The following is a 26,614-nucleotide window of genomic DNA, read 5'->3' as shown; positions in this document are numbered from 1 at the left end:
GTCCGGTAAAGGGATTTTGCCTGTTGATGGAGAATAGCAGAAATAAGTGATAGTGGCTTTGAAAAAGGAGTGAGGGGAAAATGAATCCGGAAATTGTGGATACCATGGTGCGGGCGGCGATGCAGGTGATGGATAATGCCTACGTACCTTATGGCAAGGCAGCAATTGGCGCCTGCGTACTGGCCAGCGATGGTACTTTCTATACAGGCTGTAATATCGAGAACGCTGTACCGCGTCTGTCCGTCTTTGCCGAGGAAGTGGCAATGTATAGGGCTGTAGCTGATGGTAAGCGTGAATTTGATGCCATCGCCGTGATTGCCGATACGGAGGAGCCTTTTGTTCCCAATGGGGCCGTCTGCCAGCTGCTGGCCGAGTTCAACGTGGAAGAAATCATCATGACGAATATGGACGGCGTAGTGAAGACCATGAAACTTACGGAGCTGATGCCTTACGCCAAAGCCCCCATAGAAAATGCACTGCGTCCCGCAGAAGAATAAGATTAAGTAAAGCCCCCTTTCTTTCGATATAGTAGGAAAGAAAGGGGGCTTTCATCATGGCAGATATGGGATTGGAAACGTTGCTGGCCTTGCAGAAGCTGGCCGATAAAACGTATAAGACTGCGGATAAGAAACAGGAGAAGAAAACGGAGCAGGGGGAAAGCTATCAGGATATCTGGGCTAAGGTACAGAAGGAACAGGAAGAATGGGACAGGACACTCAATGAATATGACCTGACCAAGTACAAGCTGGGGCTGATGGACAGTTTCTGGTCAGACCGGCATAAATCCCAGAACTATCTTTACAGCTATTACAAACGCCAGCAAAGAGCCATCAACCAGCAGTCCATCAACGAGATCACGCAGAATATCGCCTGGCTCAATCAGCTCAATAACAGCGGCCTCTTGAATGGCAATATCGATACTGAAGCCGCCCAGGCTACCAGCAAGGTGCTGCAGACGGCCTTGCAGACGACCATGCTGGCTAGTATCCGCAACTTCCAGCTCAGCTCTTTCCTGGGAATTTAAGCCCGCATGACGAGGTTTACGAGGAAGGCCAGGCTGATGACGCCCATCACCCAGTTGACCTCTTTATAACGGCCCGTGCAGACTTTGAGCAGCACATAGCTGATAAAGCCGAAGGCAAAGCCGCTGGCGATACTGTAGGTCAGCGGCATCATGATGATGGTCAGGAAGGCGGGGACGCCGTCGGTGAGGTCACTGAAGTCAATATCCTTGACCGCAGAAATCATCAGCGCGCCGATGAGAATCAGCGCCGAAGCCGTTGCATAGCTGGGGACCAGTCCAATCAAGGGGGCAAACAGCAGCAGGGAGAGAAATCCCAAGGCCACCGTTACGGCGGTCAGACCGGTACGTCCGCCGGCTTCAATGCCTGTGGCGCTTTCCAGATAGGTGGTGACCGTAGAGGTACCAACGAGCGCACTGCCGATGGTGGCAAAGGCGTTCATGGTCAGTGCTTTATTGAGGTCGGGAATCTCACCGTCCTCTTTTACCATATTGGCCCGGCGTGTCAGGCTGATCAGCGTGCCGATATTATCGAACAGTTCCACCATGGTGAAGGTGAAGATGATGGAGATGATGCCATAATCCCAGGCACCGGCAATATCAAGCTGGCCCAAGGAGGCACTTAGCGAGGGAATATTGAAACTGATGATATCACTGATGCAATGGGGCACAGGCGAGCAGCCAAAGGCCATGGAGAGCAGGGTGGTCACAGCGATGCTGATCAGGATGGCTCCCTGTATGCCCCGCACCATCAGGATGATTGTGAGGGCCAGCGTAAACATGGCAAATATCGGGGCAGGCTTGGTGATATTACCCAAAGCCACAAAGGTGGAGGGATCAGCCTGTAATACCCCGGCACTCTTGAGTCCGATAAAGGCGATGAACAGGCCGATACCTACGGTAATGGCGGATTTCAGGGTGTCCGGAACAGCTTTGATGATGGCCTGCAGGATGCCACCACAGGTCAGCAGAAAGAACACAAGGCCCGAGAAGAACACGGCACCTAAGGCCACTGACCACTGCAGGTGAAGGCTGCCGCAGACATAATAGGAAAAGAAGGCAGCTAGCCCCAGACCGGGAGCTAGAGCCACAGGATAATTGACCACTACCCCCATGAAGAAGGTGGAAACAGCGGTAATCAAGATTGTAGCGGCGATGGATGCTTCTTGGGGCACACCAGCATCGGTGAGCATATGGGGAATGACAAAAACGATATAAGCCATGGCAATGAACGTGGTCAGCCCGGCAAAGACTTCTGTGCGCACCGTCGTCTGGCGATCGCGCAGCTTGAATAGGCGGTCTAGCATAACTCCTCCTAAAATTTACAAATAAGCAGCTCATCAAAGAACTCGATGAGCTGCTTATTCTATATACTACGGATTGATCTTATTTTTCGATAGGCTTTTTCAGTACGGACAACACAACGCAGCCAACTACAGCACCAATGATGATGGCAGCCAGATACATAGCGGCATTGCCAATGGTCGGTACAACGAAGATACCGCCATGGGGAGCACGCAGCGTGCAGTCAAAGGCCATGGAGAGGGCACCGGCCGTAGCGGAGCCGATGAATACGGACGGAATCACGCGCAGGGGGTCACCAGCGGCGAAGGGAATAGCACCCTCAGTGATGAAGGACATACCCATGACGTAGTTGGTGATACCAGCTTTGCGTTCGCTTTCGGTGAAGCGGTTCTTGAAGAACGTCGTGCAGAGTGCGATTGCCAGAGGCGGAACCATACCACCAGCCATTACAGCGGCCATTACATGGTATTCGCCGGAAGCCAGCAGGCCCGTACCCGTTACATAAGCTGCCTTGTTGATGGGGCCGCCCATGTCGATAGCCATCATACCGCCCATGACGATACCCAGGAAGATACGGGCATTCGGGTCCATATTCTTCAGGGTGTCAACGAGCCAGGTGTTGATGGCACCAACCGGCGGAGCAATGATGAACATGCTGATGAAGCCGATGATCAGGATACCGAAGAACGGATAGAGCAGAACGGGCTTGATGCCGTCCAGGGATTCCGGCAGGCAGGAGAAGGCTTTCTTCAGGAAGTTTACCGCGTAACCGGCAACGAAACCAGCTACGAGAGCGCCGAGGAAGCCGGAACCCGTGGTACCAGCCAGTGCACCGCCGACGAAACCAACAGCAAGGCCCGGACGGTCTGCGATGGACATCGCGATAAAGCCGGCGAGGATCGGCAGCATGAAGCCGAAGGATGCACCGCCGATATCCATGAAGAACTTAGCCAGCGGCGTATTGGAACCGAACTTGCTCGGATCGATGGAATAGTCATCGAACAGGAAGGCCATGGCAATCAGGATACCACCACCGACAACGAAGGGCAGCATGTGGCTGACACCGTTCATGAGGTGCTTGTAGATCTGACGGCCAAGGCTTTCGCCGGATACATCGGCAGCAGCTTCTTCTGCATCGGAGCCGTTGGCATGGTAAATCGGTGCGTTGCCGGACAGAGCACGGTCGAGCAGTTCGTCGGCCTTGTTGATGCCGTCAGCAACCTTGGTGATGATGGTCGGTTTGCCATCGAAACGAGCCATAGCGACGTTCTTATCAGCAGCGACGATGATAGCGTCTGCCTTGGCGATTTCTTCAGCGGTCAGTACGTTTTTGGCACCGCCGGAACCATTTGTTTCCACCTTGATGGTGATGCCGCGTTTCTTGGCATGCTGTTCCAGGCTTTCCGCAGCCATGAAGGTATGGGCAATGCCAGTGGGGCAGGCAGTTACAGCCAATACCTGGATATGGTCTGCTTTCGGTGCCTCTTCAGCCGGTGCATTTTCAGCAGCAGGAGCAACGAATTTGCCATCTTCCTTGGCATCGATAAGCTTCAGGAACTCATCTTTGCTCTTGGCCGCAATCAGGGCTTCCTTGAAGTCCGGGTCCATGATCATGGTAGCCAGCTTGGACAGGATAGCCAGATGATCATCATTGGCAGAGTCCGGAGCGGCAATCATGAAGAACAAGCGGCTCGGCAGGCCATCCATGGAAGCAAAGTCCATGCCGGCAGGAACCGTCATAGCGGCAAGGCCAGCGGCCTTTACGCCAGCACTCTTGGCGTGGGGAGTGGCGATACCATCGCCAAGGCCAGTTGTGCCGGATTCTTCACGGGCAAATACGTCTTTCTTGTACTGTTCTTTGTCGGACAGGTTACCGCCGGCTTCCATCAGATCAGCCAACTGATTGATAGCGGCCGCTTTGTCCGCGGGGGATGCGCCAAGAACGATGCTCTCGCTCTTGAGCAGGTCAGTGATACGCATAATGCTCTCTCCTTTGTAAAAAAATTATATTTATGATGCCTAAAAGGCGAGATCCCAATTATTCGATGGTGGCCAGCAGTGCTTCAACTTCCGGACGGGTAGCGAGGTTTTCGCTGAAGGCGGAAGCAGAACCCGTAGCTACACCCATATGGAAAGCTTTCTCGAAGTCACCATTAGATTCCATGTAACCGGTGATGAAGCCGGCTACCATGGAGTCACCAGCGCCAACGGAGTTGATGAGCTTGCCTTTCGGTGCCGGGCACTTGAAGGATTTGCCTTCTGCCGTCAAGAGGATTGCACCATCGCCGGCCATGGAAATCAGTACGTTCTGCGCGCCTTTTTCCTGCAGTTTCTTGGCATAGGTGATGATTTCTTCATCGGTCGTGAGTTTCACGCCGAACATATCGCCGAGTTCATGGTTGTTGGGTTTGATCAGGAACGGATGATACTGCAGTACGTTGAGCAGCAGTTTCTTCTCGGCATCTACCACGATGCGGATGCCCTTGCCGTCGAGACGGGCCATGATGCGCTGATAGATGTCATCCGGCAGCGTCTTGGGGATGGAACCTGCCAGCACCAGCGTATCGCCTTCCACGAGCTTGTCGAGCTGGGCAAAGAGTTCCTGCTGTTTGGCTTCGCTGATGTCCGGGCCCTGGCCGTTGATTTCCGTTTCCGTGCTGGCTTTTGCCTTGACGTTGATACGCGAGAAACCTTCATTGAGCTGTACGAAATCGCTCTTGACGCCGAAATCCTTGAGCTGGCGTTTGATTTCTTCGCCGGTGAAGCCAGCGACAAAACCCAGAGCGCTGTTGTCATGGCCGAGGTTCTTGAGCACGATGGATACGTTGATGCCCTTGCCGCCAGCCAGCACCTGCTCGTAGTTCACGCGGTTGATTTCACCAGCCGTGAAGTTGTCCAGACGCACGATGTAATCCAAAGATGGATTGAAGGTTACGGTGTAGATCATTTTCATTCTCCTTCAATAACAGTTGTATAATCACGATATTTCTTATCTTCCAGCCGTCCTGTGATGATGGTCGCACTGGAGATATTGGCGAAAGTAATCGGGGAAATTTTATTGAATTTTGACCGGTCGGCCAAAATATAGGCATTCTTGCAACGGGCCAATGCGGCGCTCTTTATGGTACCCTCATCAGCATCTGGTGTAGAAAAACCGGATTTGGGGCTGATGCCATTGGTTCCGAAGAATCCTTTGGTAAAGTTGTAACATTTCAAATTATTCAAAGCTTCTGTACCTACTACCGCTTCGGTTACAGACTTTACGGCTCCGCCGATGATGAAGACCTTGAAACCCTTGGCAGCCAGCTTGGCTGCGTGCTGCATGCCGTTCGTGACGAATACAGCACTGGTTTCAGTCAAAAAATCAATTAAATGCAAGGTGGTGGAACCGGCATCGATATACACAAAATCTTTACGTTTGATCATTCCAGCCGCCTTGCGGGCGATAGCGATTTTTTCCTCGGGGAAAAGATCGTTTTTGGTTTTCATATCTTCCTCGGCAATCGTGTAATTGTTGTCGATGGAAGTGGCCCCGCCATACACCTTGTAGAGCCGGCCACTCTTATGCAGAGCGGTGAGATCCCGGCGCACCGTGGACTCTGAAGCATCCAAAGCGCGGGTGAGGTCAAGGACGGTAACAGCCTTTTTTTCATTCAGGATGCGCAGGATGGTGGCATAACGCTCTTCTGTCAGCATGGCTATCACTCTCCCCAAAAATTGATGTTTTATATATCATACAACTAAAGTCAGTCAAAGTCAATCAAAGGTACGAAAAAACAAGCATAAAGTTGCTAAATCCCGCCAAAAACTGCCGACAAAGTACGTTTGTATTTTAGTGCGGTACAGAAATAAACAGAAAAAAGAGGAATATTGGATATATAGATGGTATAATATATTTTAGATATAGTATAAACGGGAGTGTGAGGCGTATGGAAGAACAGGTAAGTTATCATGCAGGTAATAAACCGAAAATCGTGCAACATCGTAAAGCATCTTTTTATTTGAAAAAATATGCGATGATCTTTGTAGGGGCAATCATTGCTGCAATTGGGCTGGAATTATTCCTTATTCCGAATAATGTCATTGATGGCGGCATCGTGGGTGTGTCCATCATGATGCAGACGCTTACAGGCATGAGCCTGGGGGTGTTTCTGGTATTGCTTAATATTCCGTTTCTGTTTATGGGCTATAAGCAGATTGGCAAGAACTTTGCCATTGCGACGATGATTGCTATCTGTTTTCTGTCTGTTTGGTCAGAAATCTTTGGTCCTGTGGCCAAGGTTACGGATGATCCTTTTCTTGCGGCCATTTTTGGCGGCATCATCGACGGACTGGGGGTAGGACTTATCATCCGGGCTGGTGGCAGTCTGGATGGTACGGAGATTGTGGCGATTATCATGGATAAGAAGTCAGTGTTCTCTGTGGGTGAAGTCGTTATGTTTATCAACCTCTTTATCCTGTCCAGTGCCGGACTTCTCTATGGCTGGGATAAGGCGATGTATTCGCTGGTCGCTTACTTTGTCATCTCGAAGATGATTGATGTGGTGATCAAGGGACTCGATGAAAGCTATGCGGTCATGATCGTGACCAACGAGCATGAGGAAATCACCTCGGCCCTCAATGACCGCCTGGGACGTGGCGTGACATTGCTGCATGGCGCAGGCGGCTATACGGGGGAGAGCAAGGAAGTGCTCTACTGCGTGGTCACGCGTCTGGAAGTAGACAAGCTCAAGGAAATCGTTCTGGATAAGGATGAGAATGCCTTTGTAACCATCAATGCTGTTCACGATATTGTGGGCGGGCGGTTCAAGAAGAAGTCGATCCATTAAGGGGGGGCTTGATGATGAAGAAGCTGGCGTTTTTTTTTAGCTTGCTGTTGTGTTTCTGTCTGTTCGGGACAGGAACGGCAGAAGCGACGCGGGAACCTGCACCCTTTTGGGTGGCTCAGTTTCCCTTGCAGGTGGAAAGCCGTATGGCGCCGTCGCAGGCGGTCCATGACCGGCTGGAGAAGCTGGTGGACTGCAGCATGCACATTCCTTTGAATGGCACATTAAAGGCCGTCCGCTACATACCGGAACGGCAATGTCAGACGGCCTGGGAGGCTGTGCGCAGTGAAGCCGGGCGCAAGGCAAGACTGAAAGAGTTGATGCGCCCTTTGGCAGAAAAATTACAGGCGGATTTCGTGGTGATACCGATCCTGAGCGGCTATGAGCAATATGAGACCATGAGCTGGCACCGCTGGGGAAGACGTATCACCCATAGCTATGCCTGCGTGCAGATTGTTGGCTATGACCGGCTGAAGGATGAGGCATTCAGCAAGACCGTTTCACGCAGCTTTGATGATGAGTATTCCTCACAGGGGGATGTTTCCACGCTGGCTTATGAGGCCATGGATGCAGCCCTGCGCGAGGCACAGGTCCATGACCGGATCTGGGAAATGAAGCGGCGGATGGTTGGCCCTGCAGATCATTGATAGCCATTCATGACGACATCGATCTTACCTGTACGGGGATGGAAAATCAGCCCGTGGATGGGGACATCCTCGGGAATCAAGGGATTGAGGCGGATGCGTTCCACCGTGTCGATAACGTTTTGTTCAGGATGGTGAAATTCGTCGGCCCATTCCGTCAGTTCCTTTTTGACCATATGGATGGCCTCTTTGGAAATACCGCGTTCCAGCATGGATTTTATGAGGCTTTCCGAAGTGGTGTTGGCCATGCCGCATTCATGATGGCCAATGACGAAGATCTCTTTGACGCCTAATTCATAGATGCAGACCAGCAGGCTGCGGATGGTGCCGTCAAATACGCCGGTGATACCGTTGCCGGCGGTCTTGATGACTTTGGCTTCACCACGGCCGATTCCCAGCGCAGGCTCTAAGAAATTGACCAGACGGGTATCCATGCAGGTAATCAAGGCAAGCTGCTTTTGGGGCAGCTTGCTTTTCTTTTGGTCTTCCTGCGTGTAATCTGCAGGGGGATGGGCACAGAATTCTGCATTGGCTGTGAGCATATCTTCGAGAATGGACATAGTAAGACCTCCTTTTCTTAAAGGACACCCGGACGGATCTTCAAGGTTTGATTGTTGTGCAGGCTGATCTTTTGCACCAGGCAGGTGCGCGTTCCCACCATAAAGAGCTCAAATTCATCGGTATGAGGCAGTTTCTGCAGGAGTTCATCCCGGCTCATCTTTTCGGTAAGGTTTTGATTTATTTCCTGATCGTGGGGATCGAGTATCATAAGGTAGTATTCAGCAGCGGGAACGTCCTGGAACGTGAACTTCCCATGTTCGTTGACTGTGACATGGTAGATGGGCTGCTTGTCCGGAATCGTCCCGGTCTGATACCATTTTTGTATAGCCGTGTAGGGAATCGCATTGAAGTTGATGCTGCGTTCAATCAGCCAAACCTCTGCCCGTTCGGAGCTTTTGCGTTTTTTAGGGGCACTCATATCCCACATCATACCCGCGGCGGTTTCACCTACGGTTGGACGCATTCCCCGTTCGGTACTGGGCGGATAGACGGTGCCGGTTATGGTTCCATTCGCAGCCGCCATGGAAGCGAAGCTTAGCAATAGGCACAATATCATCAGATTTACGACCTGTTTCATATGGTATCACCCTTTCCAAAAGTCATGTGAATAAATCTCTTTGCAGTTAATTTTCGCTTTGGGCAGAAAAAATCCTGCTGCATTTGCCTGAGCGGATATTTTGCGGTACACTAGATAGCGACGGTATGCATGGAACAGGTGCAACCGTACGAAAGGAGATTTAGCTATGACAGATTGGGAAAAGTATCAGCAGATTCGCCGGGAAGCCGCATTTACGGGGCTGGCGTTGCTGGTGCTTATTTTATTTTGGTGCTGGGCAGGTTTCGGGCTCAGCGATGTGGAGGCGGAAGTGTTTGGTCTCCCCTTATGGGCGGTGACTTCTAGTATCGGCGTCTGGTTTTTCGCAATCGTGCTGGTGAAAATCTTGCTGAGATATGTATTCCGGGATATGTCCTTGGATGATGAGAAAAAGGAGGGCGTTTCCCATGAGTAATGGCGGCAATCCGGCGGCGCTTCTGCCGCTGCTTGTCTTTATGGCCGTGATGATCGGCATTGGCTTCTATGTGCGTCAGGTGCAGGCGCGGGGCTTTGGCAAAAACTTCGTCCAGCAATATTTTATCGGCAATCATGATCTGGGTGGTTTTGTGCTGGCCATGACCACGGTCGCTACCTATAGTTCGGTCAGTTCCTTTGTCGGCGGGCCGGGGATGGCCTGGCAGATTGGCTTTGGCTGGATCTATATGGCGGTGGTGCAGGTCACGGCGATCTTCCTCGTGCTGGGCATCTTCGGCAAGCGGGTGGCGCTGCTCTCACGCAAGTTCGATGCTGTGACCGTGGTGGATATCATCCGCGAGCGTTTCCAGTCAGATGGATTGGCCAGTCTGGCAGCCTTTATCATCGTCCTGTTCTTCTGCGCGACCATGACTGCACAGTTTGTGGGCGGCGCCAAGCTCTTTGCGGCGGTCACGGGTTATAGCTATGAGATGGGCCTGCTGCTGTTTGGCCTGGCCGTGGTGGTCTATACTACGGTGGGCGGCTTCCGGGCCGTGGCGCTAACGGATACCTGCTGTGCCATCATCATGATGGTGGGCATCGTACTGCTGCTTTACCATGTGCTGGATGCAGGCGGCGGTTACCACGCAATCATGGCCAATCTCCATACGAACCATCCGGAAATGTTTGAGCCGTATTCCGGCGGCCATATGCCGGCAGGGCTGTACCTGACACAGTGGATACTGGTCGGTATCTGTACCATTGCCCTGCCGCAGTCGGTGGTGCGCGGCATCAGTTACAAGGATACGGCGAGCTTGCATAAGGCCATGCTGATCGGTACGGTGGTTGTCGGCTTCATGAATATCGGCATCAATTTCACGGGTATCCTGGCACATGGCGTGCTCACAGGGGATTTGGCATCCTATGGCGGCGTGGATAATATCATACCGAGGACGATTGTCACAGTCATGCCTCCGGCCCTGGTCGGTCTGGCCATTATCGGTCCGCTGGCGGCGTCGATTTCGACGATTTCCGGTCTGCTCATTGTGGCTTCGTCGGCAATCATCAAGGACGTATATCTGCATCACGCGCATAAGCAGGGCAAAGAACCGGGCACGCAACAGCTGCGGTTATTGTCCATGCTGGCTACCGCGGTCATTGGCGTGGTGGTGTTCATGATTGCCCTGACGCCGCCGAGTCTGATCTGGATCATCAATATGTTCGCTTTCGGTGGGCTGGAAACGGCCTTCTTCTGGATGCTGCTCTTGGGGCTCTTCTGGCGGCGGGCCAATAAGCTTGGGGCCATCCTCTCCATGGGCGGTGGTACCCTCGTATACTGCCTGACGCAGGGACTGGGTTTCAAGGTCATGGGGCTGCATCAGATCACCATCGGCATCACGGCTTCCCTGCTGTTTTTCCTGCTGGGAACATACTTAGGCAAGCCGCAGGACGAGCGGGTTTTAGCGGAGTTTTTTCCTTATAGGAAAAGTTAATGTATATATAGGAAAAATTTTTCTAAAAATCCGTGATAAAGCAAAAAATCTCCTTGCCTAATTAGGACTTTTGGGGTAAAATCATGGTGTAAATTTATAAAACAGATGTACTTTGTGGAAATTATATGGGATGTTTTACTGGAAAGAATTTAGAGAGGAGAAAGAAAGATGATTGTTGCGGTGAATAATGCGACAAACAAACTGTTCAAGTTCAAAGCGGGCCGGTATAACCTTAAGGAGCAGGCGGCATGGAAGTCCCGGACGGCGTTTGTAGAGGATACGTTGCAGGAGATCCTTCGCGAGGCGAATACCCGGGAAGCGTCAGTATTTGCCAAGTGTTGCTACGGCATTGAACTGGGCAAGAGTGAAGCTGAGGATCGCTATCTGTTGTCCTATGGTGATGCAGTGAGTTATTGGAAACATTTTGATGCGCGTGTGTATCAGATCGCATAAATAAACGAACAGCCCCGGAAGCTAGGGATAAGCTTCCGGGGCTGTTTTTGCGTTGTCTTGTTGACCACTTACTCAAGCGATGCTCACAATAAGACCAGCTCAACGCCGAACACTACCATACAGCAGGCTGCTGCAACTTTGAAGAGGCTGAGGCCTTTCCAGGCCAGCCCCATGCCGATAATCAGGGCCAAAAGTCCTGCATAGGGGCTGCGTGTGGCATCCATGATGGCGGGAAAGGTCATGACCGCCAGGGTTACGTAAGGCACATAGAAGAGAAATGAGCGCAGAAATATGTTCTTGATGGGGCGGCGGATAAGGGTTACGGGCAGGATACGGATGGCGATGGTAACGGCGCTCATTACAAATAGATAGATATAGATATCATGATTCATGCTTATTCTCTCCTTTGGCGGGGGCATTATCTTTTATAGGATAAAGGATTGCGCCTATAGTAGCAATGGCTACGGTCAGGATGATGGTTCGCGTGCCACCGGAAAGTTCACTGATCAGGGGCAGATTTGCGCAGGCGAAGCTGGCAATGAAACTCGCGGCTACCAGCATGCCGATGATCTTGTTATCTCGGGCAGGCGGGATGATTACCCAGATAAACATGCCAAAGAGCGCTACGCTCAGGGCACTGACCGCGGCCACGGGCAGCATATTGCCGGCCATTACGCCCAGGGCCGTTCCCACAGACCATCCTGGCAAGGCTACGCTCATGGCACCGTAGTTATAGTAAGGATTCAACGGGCCTTTCCGGGCGATGGTGATGCCGAAGATCTCGTCGGTGATATCGAAACCCACCAGAACGCGGTGCAGGATATTGGTATCGGGGGAGAATTTCTGGCTGACCACGCAGCTCATCAGCATATAGCGGGCATTGGCTACGAGCGTCATGATGGCCAGTTCCAGATAGGGAGCGTCAGCGGCGATGATGGTAAAGGCCGCGTATTCGCCTGCCGAAGCGTTGTTGAAAAAGCTGGCCAGGAATCCCTCAAAGGGGGTAAGTCCGGCATTGCGGGCGGCAATGCCAAGGGTGAAGGACACGACGAAGTAACCAAGGGCAATGGGCAGTCCATCACGAACTCCATAGACAAATGCCTCCCGCCGGGGGGATGATGTTGTTGTAAGCGTCATAAAACTCCTTCTTTCTAATCTTCGGCCTCAGCATATCTCTTGGCCAATAATTTCGCCACATTATCCTGCTTGCGCCGTTCAATCTGCCGGTGGATGAAGATATTGGGAATGGCCACGCCCACGGCGATGCCGATGATGATGGTCACGGCATCTACGCCCATGCGGAAGCTGGCAAAGAATTCCTCTGCCGTGATAAACTGGATATTTAAGAGGGCAAACAGCAGGCGGTAAAGTAGTACCCCGGGAATCATGGGGATGGCTGAGGGGATGGTCATGACGATATTCGGCGTATGGAACCAGTGGATGGCCCGGAGGGCAATCAGGCCCACGACGGCTGCCCCGATAAAGGAACCAGCGGTCTGGGAAAGCCCCAACTCCATCACGGATATATTGCGCAGCAGCACCGTGATGATGCCCCCGACTGCCACCACGGGCAGGATTCGCTTGGGCACATTGAAGATGATGGAAAAGCCCACAGCGGCAACGGCAGCGGCAATGGCCTGTGACAAGTAATGGGTGTCTGGCGTCAGCTGGACACTGGTAAAGTCCGTCACGCCGCAGAGGCGGATGGCAATGACGATGCCGAAGGTCATACTGCCGACAACCAGTAGCGTATGCATCGCCCGCGTCATACCAGCGACGATGAAGTTATTGAGCAGGTCATCCACGGCATTGATCAGCGGGATACCTGGCACGAGGAACAAGGTACAGGCAATCAAGGGATACCAGTTCAGTCCGCCTGTCAGGAATTGCGTGCTCCAGGCCAGAATTGTCGTCACGAACGAGGTAATGGCGATGGTCGCATAGGCATTGAAGGCATAGCGGTTGCAGAGCCGCCGCATGTAAAAGCCCAGGCAGGAGCAGATCGCCGTCAGCAGGAAATCCAGCCAGCTGCCGCCGAAGAGTTTGCAGAAGCCGCCGCAGGCCGCGCCTGCACCGATGGCCGTGAGCCAGACAGGATAGGCGCGGGGGAGGTTCCGGATATTGTTCAGCTGGCGCCGGAAGGCTTCGAGGCTGTAATTCTGCGCCAATGCCCGCCAGGTCAGTTTGCTGACTGCGGAAAGCGTGGTCATATTGACGCCGAGTTTCTGGTATTTGCAGAACTCCGTATAGGAATGGCGGCTGTCGCTGACATTGAGCATTAGCGTGGTATAGAGCACATGCTGGTGCATATGTTCCTGATCGATGCCCATAAAGGCCGCCGCCCGCCGCATATCGCGCACCGTGCGGTCACTGTCCGCGCCATTTTCCATCAACAGGGCGCCGGTCTGCAGGAGCAGATGGAGTTTCTCACCGATCTCCGCAAAGGGCTTATTCAAAATTTCATCCTTGTCGTCACTCAAACTATCATGGTCCTTTCATAGTAGTGTAAACATATTTGTAAATGTATGTAAACTATTGTAGGACAGCGGGAGATAGTTGTAAAGGTTTTGGGGCGGGAAAAATTGTGGTAAAATTAGAAGCGGAAAATAATGGTAAATGGGGAGTAAAATATGGTTAAGAACATTATCAAGGATACGGAATTTTTACAGCAGGTGGCAGAGCCTGCTACTCGCAAGGATAAGGCGGTCGCTGAGGACCTGCTGGATACGCTCAAAGCCAACCGCGCCATCTGCGTGGGGCTGGCGGCTAATATGATCGGTGTGGCCAAGAGCATCATCGCCGTACAGGTGGGCAAGCAGAATGTGGCCATGCTCAATCCGCAGATTGTCAAACATTCTGAGGAATACAGTGAAGTCATGGAAGGCTGCCTGTCCCTGCTTGGCGAGCGCCCCGCCAAGCGCTATGAATGGATTGAGGTGGAATACAAGGACATAAGATTCAAGCCGCAGAAGCAGCGCTTCTCCGGATTCACGGCCCAGATCATCCAGCATGAGATCGATCATTGCCAGGGAATCTTGATCTAAACAAAAAGGCAGATTCGTCTAAAGCGAATCTGCCTTTTGTAGTCTGTATTAATCTGTTACGGCTGAATTATGGACTTCATCGTCCTCAGTGAGCTCCCCCTTGCGGGAAAGATAGCTCTCCGTTTCTGCCACAACAACGCCGGACAGGGCAATCAGGGCAATCAGGTTCGGGATGGCCATAAGGCCGTTGACGATGTCCGCCAGGATCCAGATGGCTTCGAGTTTGAGGAAACCGCCGCTGGCAATCAGGGCGATGAAGATGATGCGATAGGGCATCACGCCTTTCGTACCGAAGAGGTAGATGCAGGCGCGCTCGCCGTAGTAGTTCCAGCCCAGGATCGTGGTGAAGGCGAAGAGCACGAGGGCGATGGTCAGCAGGCTGCTGCCGATAACGCCGTAAGCAGAAGCAAAAGCGGCACTGGTCATAGCGGCACCAGCGGCGTCACCCTGCCATACGCCGGTGAGCACGAGGGCCAGGCCGGTCATGGTGCAGATGATCAGCGTATCGATAAAGGTACCCGTCATGGAAATCAGGCCCTGCTCCGCAGGTTCCTTGGTCTTGGCTGCGGCTGCGGCAATCGGTGCAGAACCCAGGCCGGATTCGTTGGAGAACACGCCGCGGGCGATACCATTCTGCATGGCCATCATGATGGTGGAGCCGGCAAAACCGCCAGCTGCGGCCGTACCGGTGAAAGCGGATTCAAAAATCAAAGCGATAGCTGCCGGGACGCCGTCGATATTCATGGCAATCAGTCCCAGACTGATCAGGATATACATCACAGCCATAAAAGGAATGACTTTGGATGCAACCTTGGCAATGCTCTGCAGGCCGCCGATGGTGATAGCAGCAATGAGAATCGTCAGTACAGCACCCGTGAGCACCTTGGACAGGCCAAAGGAGATTTCCGCACTGTCCACAATGGCGTTGACCTGCGGGAAGGTGCCGATGCCGAAGTAAGCAACGAGAATCGTAGCAGCGGCGAAGAAGGTAGCCAGCGGCTTATACTTCTCGCCCATACCCTTGCGGATATAGTACATGGGGCCGCCGGCAATATTGCCATTGGCATCGGTGCTGCGGTATTTTACCGCGAGGAGGCCTTCGGCATATTTGGTTGCCATACCGAAGAATGCGGCCATCCACATCCAGAAGATAGCGCCGGGGCCGCCGATTTTCACGGCCGTAGCCACGCCGACGATATTGCCCGTACCGACCGTAGCAGCCAGAGCCACACAAAGGGCCTTGAAGCTCGAAACATCGCCTTCGCCGTGGTTCTTGGCCTTGAAAATCAGGGAAAGAGCCTTAGGCAGGCGGACGACCTGCAAGAGTTTCAGGCGTAAGGTCAGATAGATGCCCGTACCCACCAGCAATGTGATCAGCGGGGGGCCCCACATAAAGGAGTCGATGGCATTAAGCACAGGGATAAATGATTCCATAAATAGATGTCCTCCTCGTAAGATATAAACAGGATAATGTCTACTGCGAATATACACAGGTACTTCCTCGATAAGATAGTCCCTATAATATCATACGAAAAGACATTTGTCTACAGGATTCCGGCCATTTTTAATAAATATTGGGCATTTGTTGTCTGGCAGCGGTCATTCTTTATTTTATAGTCGAATTTTATCTTATTTTCCTCGTAGTATTCGGCGAAGTGATAGTTGGTTATGGGAATATTATTGGGCGACTGCAAATCGCAGAGTTCAAAATCGTGGGTGGATACCAATGTAATGGCGTAGGGGCGTGTCAGGCGAGAAATCGCCTCGCGGGCGCCGATGATCCGGTCGGCGGAGTTGGTGCCCTTGAAAATCTCGTCAATGCAGATGAACATGGGCAGCTCTTTCTGGCTGAAATCCACCATCTGTTTGATGCGCAGGAGTTCGGCGTAGAAGGTGGATATGCCCTGTGACTGGTCATCGTGGACCTGGATCGAAGTGAAGATATGCAGGGGCGTACAGGCAAATTCTTCTGCACATACGGGAGCGCCTGCATAGGCCAAAACCAATGAGCTGGCCAGCGTGCGCATATAGGTGGTCTTGCCCGACATATTGGAGCCGGTGATGATGCGGGTTTCGCTGGTCAGACTAGTGTCATTGGGGACAGCCTTGCCCTCGTCAAGCAGCAGGGAGGCTAATGCCGTGGTTTTCAGTTGGGGAGAACCGGTAAGGATTTGCGGCAGGCAATATTGTTTACGGGTATGTCCGACCATCGCCAGAGATATATAGAGTTCTATTGCGGCCCATTGTTCCAGCCAGCCGGACAGGTTCTGGGCAGCATTATCCTGCCAGCGGCTGAACCGTGCGGCGCAGTGGCAGTCCCAGAGAAGCAGGGCATTGCCAAAGACATAGAAGAAGAGATTGCGGCAGAGATTCACATGGTCGGTAAGCCGGGCTAGTTCCTGCAGGGCAGGCGCGCCGTTTTGGGAAAGGTCGGCCGCCAGTTTAGCGAGTACGGAACTTGTAAAGTTTGTTTTTCCCAGACGGATAAACAAGGACTGATAGGCATGAAGCTCCTGATTCAGTGTCAGCAAAGGAGCAAGGATGGCCTGATTTTGCCGCTGGAAAAGCATGGCAATGGCGAATTGCAGGAGGACCAACAAGCCGGGAATCTGCCAGTTTAGCAAATTTAATGCCGCCAATATGAGGCTGCACACGGTCAGTATGGGCAGTATCCAGGCCGTGCGCTGCAGCATATGGCTGATATGCCGTTGGCTGTCAGCGGTGATTTCATTTATCAGGGGTGCGGTATCGTGACCGGCAGGCAACTGGCGGCTCAGCGCCAGAAGTTCTACGCAGAGCAATTGACGGTTGATGAGTTCGGCGGCAGCTTCCTGACGCTGCCTGATGGTATCGGCGGGCGGCGGCGTGACAGTCAGGGCCTGGGCCAGCTTTTTCCGGCCTAAGGCTGTGCGGGCACAGCAGAGATATTGGTAGAGCGAAGTCTGGCCGAAAATATGCAGGTCGATATCCTGCGGGCGGTCAGCTTTGAGAAAGTCATTGCCCTTGTCGGCCAGTTTCTGCCAGTTGCCATTGAAATGTGCGAGATAATCTGCCGTCACGGCCAGGGCGTTTTGGATAAAGCGGATCTGTTTCTTGATACGGTTGTGCTGGCGGATCAGCCAGCTGAATAGCATGAGCAATAGTACTCCCATAATGCCTGCAATGGTCATGCCGTCATAGGCTGCCGCGAAAGTAAAAATCAGGGCAAAGAAGCAGATGGTGCGGTAGAAGGTATAGTGACTGGCTTCTTTTTCATAAGCAGTTAACTGCGTTTCTTCTTCGGCCTGCAGATTGATATAGAAATCCTGTTTCATGGAATTCACTCCTTTATCTGGTCTATTCATGCTCATTATACATTATATTGAGAGTTATCACTAATTTTGCTATAATTGATAGAGGTTGGAGGAAAGGATATGGGCGATAAACAAGCGGCCATGGCCCGGTTGCAGGCGAGCATTGATGCCATCAACAAGCGGCTGGCCATTGATTCCAATGATTTGGACTATGAAACACATTTGCGGCAGAAGCGTCAGCTGCAGCAGATTCTGGATCGCATGAAAGAAAAGATGCAGAACAAATGAAATTATCATGTTATTTTCAGTTAATCCTGATAAAATAATAACATCAAAAAGTCAAAGTTGAAAGGATGAACACTATGTCACAGCGTATGACCATGGACGAAGTCTTGAAAGAGTATGGCGTGCCTCAGGTAAAACTGGATATCCACGCTACCCGCAGTGAGCTCCTGAAGCTCCGGGAAAAACTGATGGCGATCCGTGACCTCTCAAATGGTACGGAACAGGGCTATCTGGATATTGACTGCAAGCTCTATATTGATGTGGATGATATCGACCGCTATCTGTCCGGGGAGCTGGACACGGTGGGGGAAATCTATGCCTTCCCTGAAGATATCAAATCCTATAAGGAATAACGAGTCAAAGGAGAATTGACATGAAGATGAAGAAAATCCTCGCCTCCCTGATGGTGGGAGCAATGGTTATGACGACGGTTCCCGTGGTAAATGCTGATTTTGCGGCTACGGCTTACGCTGCCAAGGGCGGGGCAAAGATGGGCGGCGGTGCCAAGAGCGCGCCGAAGGCTGCGGCACCGAAAGCGGCTGCTCCCAAGACGAATAATGATACCCATAAATCCGTAGCCGGGACGGGCGAAAATTATAAGCCGTCCAAGGATGCCAAGAGCCTCGATAAGAATGCACCGACGGCAAACAGCAAGAGCAATGCCAATGCGAATACGAATGCTGCCACTAATACACAGAGCGGCAGCCGTTGGGGGAATGCCCTGCGCACGGTAGGTCTGCTGGCTGGCGGTATGCTGCTGGGCTCCATGCTTGGCAATCTCTTCGGCAGCAGCATGCTCGGGGATATCTTTGGCGTGATTGCCAATGTGGTGATGTTCCTGGCACTTTTCATGCTCCTGCGTTGGGCTTGGAATAAGTTCCGGAATCGCGGCAAGGAGAATCAGTATGCGTCGCAGATGAGTAATTATAATCGCAGCAACGAGCCGATTGATGTGACGCCGCGCCCGCAGCAGATAACAGACATCAAAGCCCCCTCTGGGGATTACGATGCCCGTAATATGGCTGATCGTTATCGCAATAAGTAATAAAGTTGCCTGTACTTTTTCTTTGGCGCAAAGAAAAAGTACCAAAAAGAAAACGCGGACTGAAATCACATCACGTGATTTACGTCCGCCAGCGCCCGTCCTTGGGCGCTGGGTAACGATTTACCACGATTTTTTGGTGAGTCGTAAAACCTTCTCTTTAAGGGAAAGGTGCTCCGTAAAGGGCGGATGAAGTGTAAAAGGAGTATTGTTTTGGTTAAAGAATCTACTTTGAAATGTGTTGAAGATTTGATTATCCGTTATCCGCAGATGGCGGAGTGTCGGGATGATTTGCAGGCGGCTGTGGAGGCTATCTGTGATAGTTACCGCAATGGTCATAAGCTTATTGCCTGCGGCAATGGGGGCAGTGCCTCGGATTCGGAACATATCGTCGGTGAACTGATGAAAGGGTTCCTGCTCAAGCGGGAAATCAAGGGTGAGCTGGCTGAAAAAATCCGTGCTAACTGTGGCGATGATGCGCAGTATCTGATCGATAATCTGCAGGGGGCTTTGCCGGCGCTGTCGATGGTCAATCAGGTGGCGCTAAATACGGCGTTTGCCAATGATCAGGCACCGGATCTTTCCTTTGCCCAGCAGCTTCTGGGCATGGGGGATGAAGGGGATGTGCTGCTGGCCATCTCCACGTCCGGCAACAGCACGAATGTGATCTATGCGTTGGAAATGGCCAAGGTCAAGGGCGTGAAGTCCATCGGTCTCTTAGGTCATAGTGGCGGCAAGATCAAGGCGCGTGGCCTGGCAGATATCAATATCTGCGTGCCGGAAACGGAAACCTTCAAGATTCAGGAACTGCATCTGCCGGTATATCATATGCTGTGCATTGCCGTAGAGAATGAATTTTTTGGTGCATAATCGCATATAAAAAAGCGCTGAACGGAGAAATTTCTCTGTTCAGCGTTTTTTCGCTTAAAGATTTTCCAACAATTTGATTTCATTCTTGAAGATATAACTGTCCTTGTCCGGCTGGCGCCCATGCACGAGATATTCAAAGGCCTTGTTGATGGCGGTATGGCCTTGCCGGTAAGGGTGCTGGTAGATGGTGGCTTTTATGAGGCCAAATTCCATCATTTCCACGGTGGTGGGCACGGTATCGAAGGCAATGACTAAGGGGCGTTTTTCCTCCGGCAGCTGCATGACGGCGCGGCAGACACCGTAGACGCCCGCGGCCAGGATGCTGATGGCGTTGATTTCCGGGTGCGTCTGCAGGAGCTGGCGCGTGGCATCATAGGCCTGGATATCGTCGTCTTCATGTTCGATGACTTCTACGATCCGGAAGTCCTGAACGCGTTCCATGCGGTGCTGGAAGCCTTCCAATCTCTGGCGATGCCCCAGCACGTTCCGGCTGCCCAGCGCCAGCGCGATATGGGCGGCCTGCCCGAGCAGAGCTTCCAAGAGAGCGCAGGCAGTTGTGCCACCGTTGTAGTAGTCGCTGCCCACATAGCAATGGCGGTTGGTACCGGCGATATCATTATTGACGGTGATCACGAAGATGCCCTTGGCAATCATGGCATTGATCTGTTCGGCGATGACTGTGTCATTGACTGGATTGATGACCAAGGCCTGTATCTCCGGGGTAATCTGTTGCAGCAGATTCAATTGCTGCTGTACGTCATAACCCTTGACTTTGTAATACTTGATCTGCAGGCCGTAGATTTCATATTCTTTGGCTGCATCTTCCATGCCACGCAATACTTCGGCGAAGAAGGGATTGCCTTCAGAGGGGATGACTACGCCGATTATGGGCCTGGTCTTGCGGGCGGCCAAGGCCTTGCCCGCCGGATTGGGCTCATAGCCCAATTGACGGGCGACATTGCGGATGTTTTCCGCTGTTTCCTCACTTACCCGGCCCCGGCCATTCAAAGCCCTGTCTACTGTCCCACGGGACACGCCGCAGATTTCGGCAATCTTCTTCATCGTGACCATACTACCACCCGTATTCCCTTCGAATTTGCTGTTATTTTAGCAGTTTATCGTTCAAACGTCAAAGGAGGCTGTATAAGCAGCCTCCCTTAGTATTAAGCCAAAGTTATGTTTTTGCCCTGCAGGCCAATCCAGGCGCCTTCTTTTTCGAGGCCGCTGTCCTTATGGGCAATCAGCCATTTGTTGACGGCAAAGAGCAGTTCATCTTCGCCTTTTGCTTCCGGCTGGGATTTGAGATCTTCATTGGTATGGCGGGGCAGGACCACGCCGCAACGGAATTCCTGGCCGTCCACGCCGCATGGGGCATAGTGCAGGGTGGTGGCATAGAGTTCCACGGCCGTGCCGGCAGGCACTTTGAAACATTCTACTTTATCCGTATCGTAGGTGTAGTTTTCCGGATCGATATCCTGCTGACGGCCCAGCATCAGTACGAGATCCGTAGCGGCAATATCGATTTCAGAGCTGCGATGGTATTCGAGCGCGTTCAACGTCTTGTTCCAGCCGCTGCAGTGACCGAATTCCACGGGCATATCACCGTAAACGGATTCCGTCATTTCCTTATAGAGGGGCAGTTTCTCAAATTCTGCTACGGACGGTTCGTAGACCACTTCGCCAGCTGGTACTTCCTCGTGTGCATTGATGGCCTCGACGAATTCCTGGGTATCCACATCCAGCACACGTCCATAAGCGCGGAACTCTGCATCCATTACTGTTTTCATGATTAACACCTCAAATAATTCATAATACTTATATTATACACCAATATTGCGCAATTTTTTACCGGAAAGGAGATTATGTTCGATTTTTTCCAAGGAAACATTCTTGGTTTCCGGTACATACATCATGGTCAAGGCAATGAAGAAGCCGTTGAGCAGGGCATAGAGCCAGAAGGTATGGGCAGAACCCAGAGTATCGACGAGGGACAGGAAGGTTGCACCGACAATCGCACAGGTGATCCAGTTGGTCATCGTAGAGCAGGCGATACCGAATTCACGGCTCTTGAGGGGCTGGATCTCAGAGCAGAGCACCCAGACAATCGGACCGGCGCTCATGCCGAATCCGGCGATGCTGACCATGGTCATGATGGCAGCGAGATAGGACACCCAGGTGGCAGCCATGCCGCTTTCCAGGATGGACATGCAGTAACCGACAACGGCCATGGAAGCAGCCATGACACCGAAGCCGACCTTCAGTGCCGGTTTGCGGCCGGACTTATCCACCATCCAGATGGCAATGAATGTGGATAATGTGAATACGATACCATTGATAACCGTGCCGATCATCTGTTCCTCTGTGGTGGAGAAACCCGCCAGACTCAGGATTTTTGGGGAATAATACATGATGACATTGAAACCGGTGAACTGCTGCATGGCTTGCAGGAGTACGCCCAGGAAAACGGCGCGACGTACATTGCTGTTGGTCTTGAAGAGCTGCCAGCCGGCTTGTTTGACCTTCAGGGATTCCTTGATATCGGCCATTTCTTCGTCGGCAGCTTTGGGATCAGGATTCAGGCTCTTGATGACTTCGTCAGCTTCTTCGGTACGGCCGACTGCTGCCAGCCAGCGCGGGCTGTCCGGCAGTTTGATGACCGTCATGATCAGGATTACCGCCGGGATAGCGATGACCATGAGCATCATGCGCCAGTTGCCCGTATAGCTGAATGCCGTATCGGACAGGAAGGCGGCGAGGATACCGACGGTGACCATCAGCTGGTAGCCGGAAATCACCTTGCCTCGGGCATCTTTATCGGCCATTTCGGCTAAGTACAGCGGGGCCGTATAGGAGGCGATACCTACGGAAAGACCGAGTACCAGACGGGAAATGATCAGCATATCCACGCTGCCGGCCAGGCCGGAACCCAGGGAACCGGCGATGAACAGGGCCGCGCCAATCATCAGGCTCTTCTTGCGGCCAATCTGTTTGGCCAGGAAGGAAGCGGCAATGGCACCAGCGGCCGCGCCGACCATCATGGAACTGACCACCCATTCCTGGGCACTGCTGCTCAGATTCCATTCCTGACTGATAAAGGGCAGGGCGCCGGAAATAACACCCTGGTCAAGACCAAACAATAGTCCGGCCATACCAGCGGCAAAGTAGATGAAAACCTTCAGGCGGGACGCCCGTTTTTCCATATCCACGCTCGGGGCGTGTACTGACATGCTCTCCATAATAACACCAACATCCTTTCTTATTTCGGAACAAATATAGGGATACGGTTACAATAAAGACAATTCCTGATAGCAGTCTTTGAGCTGCTGATAGAGTTTCTGATAAAGCTGATGGCCGCGCTCATAGTATTCATGCGCATCTGCTTCGGGCTGGCAGACTGCCGTCGTGCTGATGTACTTGCGGCAGGCGCTGGGTACATCGGTGAAAATTCCTGCCGCCACACCGGCTAATATCGCTACGCCCAGTGCCGGGCCACCGGCTTCGCTTCCGGTCTTTACGGGGCAGTTGTACATATCGGCCAGCATCTGCCGCCAGATGGGGCTCTTGCTGCCGCCGCCGCAGGCCATCATATCGGTGACTTTTACGTCCATTGCCTTGAGGATATCCCAGCAGTCACGCAGAGAATAGCTGACGCCTTCCATCACTGCCCGCAGCATATCCGCCCGCTTATGCATGGCCGAAAGGCCGAAGAACGTGCCCCGGCAGTCCGGATCGAGATGAGGCGTGCGCTCGCCCATCAGATAGGGAAGGTAGAGCAGACGGCGGCTGCCGCGCGGTACGCTGTTGATGGCTTCGTTGATGGCGTTATAGTCCATGTGCTCAGCCAGATTTTCGCGGAACCATTTGAGGGAAAGTCCGGCGGCCTGGGTTACGCCCATCACATGCCAGCAGCCCGGGACAGCACAGCAGAAGGTATGTACCCGGCCCTGCGGATCGATGCGGGGTTCGCTCGTATGGGCGAAGACCACGCCGCTGGTGCCAATCGTGGTAAAGGCTTTGCCGTCTTCCACGACGCCAGTGCCGACCGCGGCGGCAGCATTATCGCCAGCGCCGCCGGCGACCACGCAGTCTGTGGAAAGTCCTGTCAGCTGGGCGAATTCTGCACTGATATGCCCCGTAGCTTCGGGGGATTCATAAACCTTCGGCAGCAAAGCTTTATCGATGTCGAGTTTTGCGAGGATCTCGTCCGACCATTGGCGTTTGGGCACATCGAGCAGCTGCATGCCGCTGGCATCGGAAACTTCTGTGGCATAATCGCCGGTCATACAGAAGCGCACATAATCCTTAGGCAGGAGAATGTGGCGGCAGCGCCGGTAATTCTCTGGTTCATGATTGCGCACCCAGAGGATCTTAGATGCGGTGAAGCCGGTCAGCGCCGGATTGGCAGTAATCTCAATCAGTCGTTCTCTTCCTATCTTGGCGGTTATCTCAGCACATTCTGCCGCCGTGCGCTGGTCGCACCAGATAATGGATGGGCGGATAACTTCATTTTTCTCATCGAGCATGACCAGGCCATGCATCTGACCGGATAAGCCGACCCCTTTGACATGCGCGGGATTAATCTGTGCCTTGGCCAGCACCTCGCGGATCGTGCTGGCGGCAGCTGCCGACCAGTCTTTCGGATTTTGTTCTGCCCAGCCGTTCTGGGGCTGATACAGAGGATATTCTGCGGACGCCTCGGTCACCACATGGCATTCTTCATCAAAAAGTACCGTCTTGGTGGCTGAGGTGCCGATATCCACACCGAGCAAATAATTCATTTTCCAAGCCTCCCCTAAAACATTTGCGTGCTTATGTACGCAACTCACAGTAATCAATATAGCACAGGAGAAAACAATAAGCAATACCTTTTGTGCGACAATTTTTTATTTTCCCAATGCCCGAACAACAGCACACTAATAATATAAAATGCCGCGTAATTTTTTACGAGACAATAAAAAACAAAATAAAACGATTGACAAACTCACAGGGGCGTGTTATGCTTTGCATGTAATGAGCGTGCTTGAGCACGCAAATATGATGTAAAACAAAGGAGCGCTTTATCATGTCTATGAGCAACATTCCCAATGTCAAATGTGGTATTATCTCGGTCAGCCGTGACTGCTTCATCATTTCCCTGTCGGAAAACCGCCGTCATGCGATTGTCGAAGCTTATAATAAGAATTATGGCCAGCTGTACGAAGTGCAGAAGACGGTAGAGAATGAAAAAGATATGCTGGCAGCAGTGAAGGAAGCCAAGGACGCTGGCTGCAATGCCCTGGCGGTGTTCCTCGGCAACTTCGGTCCGGAAACACCGGAAACCCTGATTGCAAAAGAGTTTGACGGTCCGGTGATGTATGTGGCAGCTGCTGAAGAAACGGGCAAGAACCTCATCAATGGCCGTGGCGATGCTTATTGCGGCATGCTGAACTGCTCCTATAATTTAGGGTTGCGCCATCTCAAAGCCTTTATCCCTGAATATCCGGTGGGCACGGCTGATGACCTGGCCAAGATGATTGCTGAATTCCAGCCGGTGGCCCGTACGCTGCTGGGGCTCAAGGACCTCAAGATCATCACCTTCGGCCCGCGCCCGCAGGACTTCTTTGCCTGCAATGCGCCGATTCAGCCACTTTATGACCTCGGTGTGGAAATCGAGGAGAATTCCGAGCTGGATCTTCTGGTTGCCTATCGTGCCCATAAGGATGATCCGCGCATCAAGGAAGTTGCTGAGGATATGGCCAAAGAACTCGGCCAGGAGGGCAATCCTTATCCGGAAATGCTGCCGCGCATGGCACAGTTTGAATTGACTTTGTTGGATTGGGCTGAAGAACATAAAGGGGCCCGCAAATACGTGGCCTTCGCCGATAAATGCTGGCCGGCTTTCCCGAAGGAATTCGGCTTTGAGCCCTGCTATGTCAACAGCCGTATGGTCAGCCGGGGCATCCCCGTATCCTGCGAAGTGGATATCTATGGTGCCCTCAGCGAATACATCGGCCTTTGCGTCAGCGGCGATGCAGTTACGCTCTTGGATATCAACAACTCCGTGCCGAAGGATATGTACGAAGAATCCATCAAGCCCGCTGGCAAATATCAGCTTGAAGATACCTTCATGGGCTTCCATTGCGGCAACACCCCGCTCTGCAAGCTGCGCAAAGGCGGCGTGAAATACCAGCTGATTCAGAACCGCCTGCTCGAAAACGGCGGCACGCCGGACTTCACCCGCGGCACGCTTGAAGGCGACATTGCTGATGGTGATATCACGTTCTTCCGCCTGCAGAGTACGTCTGATGGAAAACTCCGTGCTTATATTGCGCAGGGCGAGATCCTGCCGGCAGCTACGAATTCCTTCGGCGGCATCGGCATCTTCGCCATCCCGGAAATGGGGCGCTTCTATCGCCATGTGCTGATTGAGAAACGCTTCCCGCATCATGGAGCAGTGGCTTTCGGTCATTTCGGTAAGAGCCTGTACTCCATCTTCAATTATCTGGGGATTGGAGACATTTCCTTCAATCAGCCGAAAGGCATGCTCTATCCCACGGAAAATCCGTTCGCCTAAAAGAAATATTCATTTATAAAAAGTTCGCTGACAAAAAAGTCAACGGACTTTTTTGTAAAGTTGCAGTTTGTTGGTGCGTGCTTAAACACTGTTTGTTACAAAGTAGTGGGGCGGAGGCGGGGATACTTCTTCGCCACTTCACTAAATGACCCGCCAGCAGTAGTGCGTACTATTTTAGTTACCTGCGCCGGGCAGGCCGGCGGCGCGTATGTTCA

The 26,614-nt window shown here is 52.4% G+C and carries 28 protein-coding genes; 13 read left to right on the top strand and 15 right to left on the bottom strand.

The genetic code is table 11. The features are described from left to right. The first annotated feature begins 80 nt into the window (after positions 1–80). Together BLQ59_RS10865 and BLQ59_RS10860 are read left to right on the top strand one after the other, a co-directional pair. Positions 81–497 (top strand): cytidine deaminase, encoded by a 417-nt coding sequence (locus tag BLQ59_RS10865; RefSeq protein WP_074572918.1) that lies wholly within the window; start codon positions 81–83, stop codon positions 495–497. Positions 498–553: 56 nt separating this feature from the next. Beyond that, positions 554–1,024 (top strand): hypothetical protein, encoded by a 471-nt coding sequence (locus BLQ59_RS10860; RefSeq protein ID WP_074572917.1) that lies wholly within the window; start codon positions 554–556, stop codon positions 1,022–1,024. Here BLQ59_RS10860 and BLQ59_RS10855 read toward each other — a convergent pair. From BLQ59_RS10855 to BLQ59_RS10840, 4 genes are all read right to left on the bottom strand, one after another. Next, positions 1,021–2,328, bottom strand: a complete 1,308-nt coding sequence (locus BLQ59_RS10855) for an NCS2 family permease (RefSeq protein WP_074572916.1) — start codon at positions 2,326–2,328, stop codon at positions 1,021–1,023. The genes BLQ59_RS10860 and BLQ59_RS10855 overlap by 4 nt on opposite strands. 79 nt (positions 2,329–2,407) lie before the next feature. Continuing rightward, positions 2,408–4,306, bottom strand: coding sequence for a PTS fructose transporter subunit IIABC (locus BLQ59_RS10850; RefSeq protein WP_074572915.1), 1,899 nt, complete (start codon positions 4,304–4,306; stop codon positions 2,408–2,410). A gap of 58 nt (positions 4,307–4,364) precedes the next feature. Continuing rightward, positions 4,365–5,273, bottom strand: coding sequence for a 1-phosphofructokinase (gene pfkB / locus BLQ59_RS10845; protein WP_074572914.1), 909 nt, complete (start codon positions 5,271–5,273; stop codon positions 4,365–4,367). A gap of 2 nt (positions 5,274–5,275) precedes the next feature. After that, positions 5,276–6,022 (bottom strand): DeoR/GlpR family DNA-binding transcription regulator, encoded by a 747-nt coding sequence (locus tag BLQ59_RS10840; protein ID WP_074572913.1) that lies wholly within the window; start codon positions 6,020–6,022, stop codon positions 5,276–5,278. A gap of 233 nt (positions 6,023–6,255) precedes the next feature. Between BLQ59_RS10840 and BLQ59_RS10835 the strand changes: the two genes are divergently transcribed. Both BLQ59_RS10835 and BLQ59_RS10830 read left to right on the top strand, forming a co-directional pair. Continuing rightward, a complete protein-coding gene (locus BLQ59_RS10835) occupies positions 6,256–7,155 on the top strand; it encodes a YitT family protein (protein WP_074572912.1) in 900 nt (299 codons plus the stop codon). A gap of 11 nt (positions 7,156–7,166) precedes the next feature. Then, positions 7,167–7,799, top strand: a complete 633-nt coding sequence (locus tag BLQ59_RS10830) for a hypothetical protein (RefSeq protein WP_074572911.1) — start codon at positions 7,167–7,169, stop codon at positions 7,797–7,799. Here the strand turns inward: BLQ59_RS10830 and BLQ59_RS10825 are convergent. Then, a complete protein-coding gene (locus BLQ59_RS10825) occupies positions 7,793–8,356 on the bottom strand; it encodes a beta-class carbonic anhydrase (RefSeq protein WP_074572910.1) in 564 nt (187 codons plus the stop codon). The two genes, BLQ59_RS10830 and BLQ59_RS10825, sit on opposite strands and share 7 nt — an antisense overlap. A 17-nt stretch (positions 8,357–8,373) precedes the next feature. Beyond that, positions 8,374–8,934, bottom strand: coding sequence for a hypothetical protein (locus BLQ59_RS10820; RefSeq protein ID WP_074572909.1), 561 nt, complete (start codon positions 8,932–8,934; stop codon positions 8,374–8,376). Positions 8,935–9,100: 166 nt separating this feature from the next. On the opposite strand from BLQ59_RS10820, the gene BLQ59_RS10815 reads away from it, so the two are divergent. From BLQ59_RS10815 to BLQ59_RS10805, 3 genes are all read left to right on the top strand, one after another. Next, positions 9,101–9,367, top strand: coding sequence for a YhdT family protein (locus BLQ59_RS10815; RefSeq protein ID WP_074572908.1), 267 nt, complete (start codon positions 9,101–9,103; stop codon positions 9,365–9,367). Then, entirely contained in the window at positions 9,360–10,859 is a 1,500-nt protein-coding gene (gene panF / locus BLQ59_RS10810) for a sodium/pantothenate symporter (RefSeq protein WP_074572907.1), read from the top strand. The genes BLQ59_RS10815 and panF overlap by 8 nt, the downstream gene beginning before the upstream one ends. Positions 10,860–11,039: 180 nt before the next feature. Next, a complete protein-coding gene (locus tag BLQ59_RS10805; RefSeq protein WP_176756788.1) occupies positions 11,040–11,312 on the top strand; it encodes a hypothetical protein in 273 nt (90 codons plus the stop codon). Between the two features lie 83 nt (positions 11,313–11,395). On the opposite strand, the gene BLQ59_RS10800 is transcribed toward BLQ59_RS10805, so the two are convergent. The 3 genes from BLQ59_RS10800 to BLQ59_RS10790 are packed head-to-tail and all read right to left on the bottom strand — an operon-like array spanning position 11,396 to position 13,792. Next, entirely contained in the window at positions 11,396–11,704 is a 309-nt protein-coding gene (locus tag BLQ59_RS10800) for an AzlD domain-containing protein (protein ID WP_074572905.1), read from the bottom strand. Next, positions 11,694–12,449 carry an AzlC family ABC transporter permease gene (locus BLQ59_RS10795; RefSeq protein WP_074572904.1) on the bottom strand — a complete coding sequence of 252 codons (756 nt, stop codon included), beginning with the start codon at positions 12,447–12,449 and terminating at the stop codon, positions 11,694–11,696. Before BLQ59_RS10795 ends, BLQ59_RS10800 begins: the two co-directional genes overlap by 11 nt. A gap of 14 nt (positions 12,450–12,463) precedes the next feature. Then, on the bottom strand, positions 12,464–13,792 hold the full coding sequence (locus BLQ59_RS10790) for a threonine/serine exporter family protein (protein WP_074572903.1): 1,329 nt from the start codon (positions 13,790–13,792) through the stop codon (positions 12,464–12,466). Between the two features lie 150 nt (positions 13,793–13,942). Here BLQ59_RS10790 and BLQ59_RS10785 point away from each other — a divergent pair, with 150 nt between their 5' ends. Then, positions 13,943–14,356: a peptide deformylase gene (locus tag BLQ59_RS10785; protein ID WP_074572902.1), complete on the top strand. Its 414-nt coding sequence runs from the start codon at positions 13,943–13,945 to the stop codon at positions 14,354–14,356. A 48-nt stretch (positions 14,357–14,404) separates the two neighbouring features. Here BLQ59_RS10785 and BLQ59_RS10780 read toward each other — a convergent pair whose 3' ends face one another. Both BLQ59_RS10780 and BLQ59_RS10775 read right to left on the bottom strand, forming a co-directional pair. Continuing rightward, a complete protein-coding gene (locus tag BLQ59_RS10780) occupies positions 14,405–15,790 on the bottom strand; it encodes an alanine/glycine:cation symporter family protein (protein ID WP_074572901.1) in 1,386 nt (461 codons plus the stop codon). A 110-nt stretch (positions 15,791–15,900) separates the two neighbouring features. Beyond that, complete coding sequence (locus BLQ59_RS10775; protein ID WP_074572900.1) at positions 15,901–17,670, bottom strand: MutS-related protein; 1,770 nt, start codon at positions 17,668–17,670, stop codon at positions 15,901–15,903. 99 nt (positions 17,671–17,769) lie between these two features. Here BLQ59_RS10775 and BLQ59_RS10770 point away from each other — a divergent pair, with 99 nt between their 5' ends. The 4 genes from BLQ59_RS10770 (at position 17,770) to BLQ59_RS10755 (ending at position 19,846) form a co-directional block, all read left to right on the top strand. Further along, positions 17,770–17,937: an aminoglycoside phosphotransferase gene (locus tag BLQ59_RS10770; RefSeq protein WP_074572899.1), complete on the top strand. Its 168-nt coding sequence runs from the start codon at positions 17,770–17,772 to the stop codon at positions 17,935–17,937. A 74-nt stretch (positions 17,938–18,011) separates the two neighbouring features. Then, positions 18,012–18,287: a hypothetical protein gene (locus BLQ59_RS10765; RefSeq protein WP_074572898.1), complete on the top strand. Its 276-nt coding sequence runs from the start codon at positions 18,012–18,014 to the stop codon at positions 18,285–18,287. A 20-nt stretch (positions 18,288–18,307) separates the two neighbouring features. Next, positions 18,308–18,979 carry a hypothetical protein gene (locus tag BLQ59_RS10760; protein WP_074572897.1) on the top strand — a complete coding sequence of 224 codons (672 nt, stop codon included), beginning with the start codon at positions 18,308–18,310 and terminating at the stop codon, positions 18,977–18,979. 210 nt (positions 18,980–19,189) lie between these two features. Then, entirely contained in the window at positions 19,190–19,846 is a 657-nt protein-coding gene (locus BLQ59_RS10755; RefSeq protein ID WP_074572896.1) for a D-sedoheptulose-7-phosphate isomerase, read from the top strand. 54 nt (positions 19,847–19,900) lie between these two features. Here the strand turns inward: BLQ59_RS10755 and BLQ59_RS10750 are convergent, their stop codons facing one another. The 4 genes from BLQ59_RS10750 to xylB form a co-directional block, all read right to left on the bottom strand. Then, positions 19,901–20,917 carry a LacI family DNA-binding transcriptional regulator gene (locus tag BLQ59_RS10750; protein WP_074572895.1) on the bottom strand — a complete coding sequence of 339 codons (1,017 nt, stop codon included), beginning with the start codon at positions 20,915–20,917 and terminating at the stop codon, positions 19,901–19,903. Between the two features lie 92 nt (positions 20,918–21,009). After that, entirely contained in the window at positions 21,010–21,633 is a 624-nt protein-coding gene (locus BLQ59_RS10745) for a DUF4867 family protein (protein WP_074572894.1), read from the bottom strand. A gap of 33 nt (positions 21,634–21,666) precedes the next feature. After that, on the bottom strand, positions 21,667–23,073 hold the full coding sequence (locus tag BLQ59_RS10740) for a sugar porter family MFS transporter (protein WP_371118287.1): 1,407 nt from the start codon (positions 23,071–23,073) through the stop codon (positions 21,667–21,669). Positions 23,074–23,130: 57 nt separating this feature from the next. Then, positions 23,131–24,624, bottom strand: coding sequence for a xylulokinase (gene xylB / locus BLQ59_RS10735; protein WP_074572892.1), 1,494 nt, complete (start codon positions 24,622–24,624; stop codon positions 23,131–23,133). Between the two features lie 284 nt (positions 24,625–24,908). Between xylB and BLQ59_RS10730 the strand changes: the two genes are divergently transcribed. Beyond that, positions 24,909–26,399: an L-fucose/L-arabinose isomerase family protein gene (locus BLQ59_RS10730; RefSeq protein WP_074572891.1), complete on the top strand. Its 1,491-nt coding sequence runs from the start codon at positions 24,909–24,911 to the stop codon at positions 26,397–26,399. Positions 26,400–26,614 lie beyond the last annotated feature (215 nt).

The sequence above is a fragment of the Pseudoselenomonas ruminantium genome (assembly GCF_900104055.1).
GTDB lineage: Bacteria > Bacillota > Negativicutes > Selenomonadales > Selenomonadaceae > Selenomonas_A > Selenomonas_A ruminantium_C.
The sequence above is the reverse complement of the archived record's forward strand: the minus strand, read 5'-3'. Positions and strand labels throughout refer to the sequence as shown.

Bases quoted from the DNA above. Each gene is read 5' to 3' on its own strand.
- BLQ59_RS10865 (WP_074572918.1), top strand. From the start codon at position 81: ATGAATCCGGAAATTGTGGATACCATGGTGCGGGCGGCGATGCAGGTG.
- BLQ59_RS10860 (WP_074572917.1), top strand. From the start codon at position 554: ATGGCAGATATGGGATTGGAAACGTTGCTGGCCTTGCAGAAGCTGGCC.
- BLQ59_RS10855 (WP_074572916.1), bottom strand. From the start codon at position 2,328: ATGCTAGACCGCCTATTCAAGCTGCGCGATCGCCAGACGACGGTGCGC.
- BLQ59_RS10850 (WP_074572915.1), bottom strand. From the start codon at position 4,306: ATGCGTATCACTGACCTGCTCAAGAGCGAGAGCATCGTTCTTGGCGCA.
- pfkB (WP_074572914.1), bottom strand. From the start codon at position 5,273: ATGATCTACACCGTAACCTTCAATCCATCTTTGGATTACATCGTGCGT.
- BLQ59_RS10840 (WP_074572913.1), bottom strand. From the start codon at position 6,022: ATGCTGACAGAAGAGCGTTATGCCACCATCCTGCGCATCCTGAATGAA.
- BLQ59_RS10835 (WP_074572912.1), top strand. From the start codon at position 6,256: ATGGAAGAACAGGTAAGTTATCATGCAGGTAATAAACCGAAAATCGTG.
- BLQ59_RS10830 (WP_074572911.1), top strand. From the start codon at position 7,167: ATGATGAAGAAGCTGGCGTTTTTTTTTAGCTTGCTGTTGTGTTTCTGT.
- BLQ59_RS10825 (WP_074572910.1), bottom strand. From the start codon at position 8,356: ATGTCCATTCTCGAAGATATGCTCACAGCCAATGCAGAATTCTGTGCC.
- BLQ59_RS10820 (WP_074572909.1), bottom strand. From the start codon at position 8,934: ATGAAACAGGTCGTAAATCTGATGATATTGTGCCTATTGCTAAGCTTC.
- BLQ59_RS10815 (WP_074572908.1), top strand. From the start codon at position 9,101: ATGACAGATTGGGAAAAGTATCAGCAGATTCGCCGGGAAGCCGCATTT.
- panF (WP_074572907.1), top strand. From the start codon at position 9,360: ATGAGTAATGGCGGCAATCCGGCGGCGCTTCTGCCGCTGCTTGTCTTT.
- BLQ59_RS10800 (WP_074572905.1), bottom strand. From the start codon at position 11,704: ATGAATCATGATATCTATATCTATCTATTTGTAATGAGCGCCGTTACC.
- BLQ59_RS10795 (WP_074572904.1), bottom strand. From the start codon at position 12,449: ATGACGCTTACAACAACATCATCCCCCCGGCGGGAGGCATTTGTCTAT.
- BLQ59_RS10785 (WP_074572902.1), top strand. From the start codon at position 13,943: ATGGTTAAGAACATTATCAAGGATACGGAATTTTTACAGCAGGTGGCA.
- BLQ59_RS10780 (WP_074572901.1), bottom strand. From the start codon at position 15,790: ATGGAATCATTTATCCCTGTGCTTAATGCCATCGACTCCTTTATGTGG.
- BLQ59_RS10775 (WP_074572900.1), bottom strand. From the start codon at position 17,670: ATGAAACAGGATTTCTATATCAATCTGCAGGCCGAAGAAGAAACGCAG.
- BLQ59_RS10770 (WP_074572899.1), top strand. From the start codon at position 17,770: ATGGGCGATAAACAAGCGGCCATGGCCCGGTTGCAGGCGAGCATTGAT.
- BLQ59_RS10765 (WP_074572898.1), top strand. From the start codon at position 18,012: ATGTCACAGCGTATGACCATGGACGAAGTCTTGAAAGAGTATGGCGTG.
- BLQ59_RS10760 (WP_074572897.1), top strand. From the start codon at position 18,308: ATGAAGATGAAGAAAATCCTCGCCTCCCTGATGGTGGGAGCAATGGTT.
- BLQ59_RS10750 (WP_074572895.1), bottom strand. From the start codon at position 20,917: ATGGTCACGATGAAGAAGATTGCCGAAATCTGCGGCGTGTCCCGTGGG.
- BLQ59_RS10745 (WP_074572894.1), bottom strand. From the start codon at position 21,633: ATGAAAACAGTAATGGATGCAGAGTTCCGCGCTTATGGACGTGTGCTG.
- BLQ59_RS10740 (WP_371118287.1), bottom strand. From the start codon at position 23,073: ATGTCAGTACACGCCCCGAGCGTGGATATGGAAAAACGGGCGTCCCGC.
- xylB (WP_074572892.1), bottom strand. From the start codon at position 24,624: ATGAATTATTTGCTCGGTGTGGATATCGGCACCTCAGCCACCAAGACG.
- BLQ59_RS10730 (WP_074572891.1), top strand. From the start codon at position 24,909: ATGTCTATGAGCAACATTCCCAATGTCAAATGTGGTATTATCTCGGTC.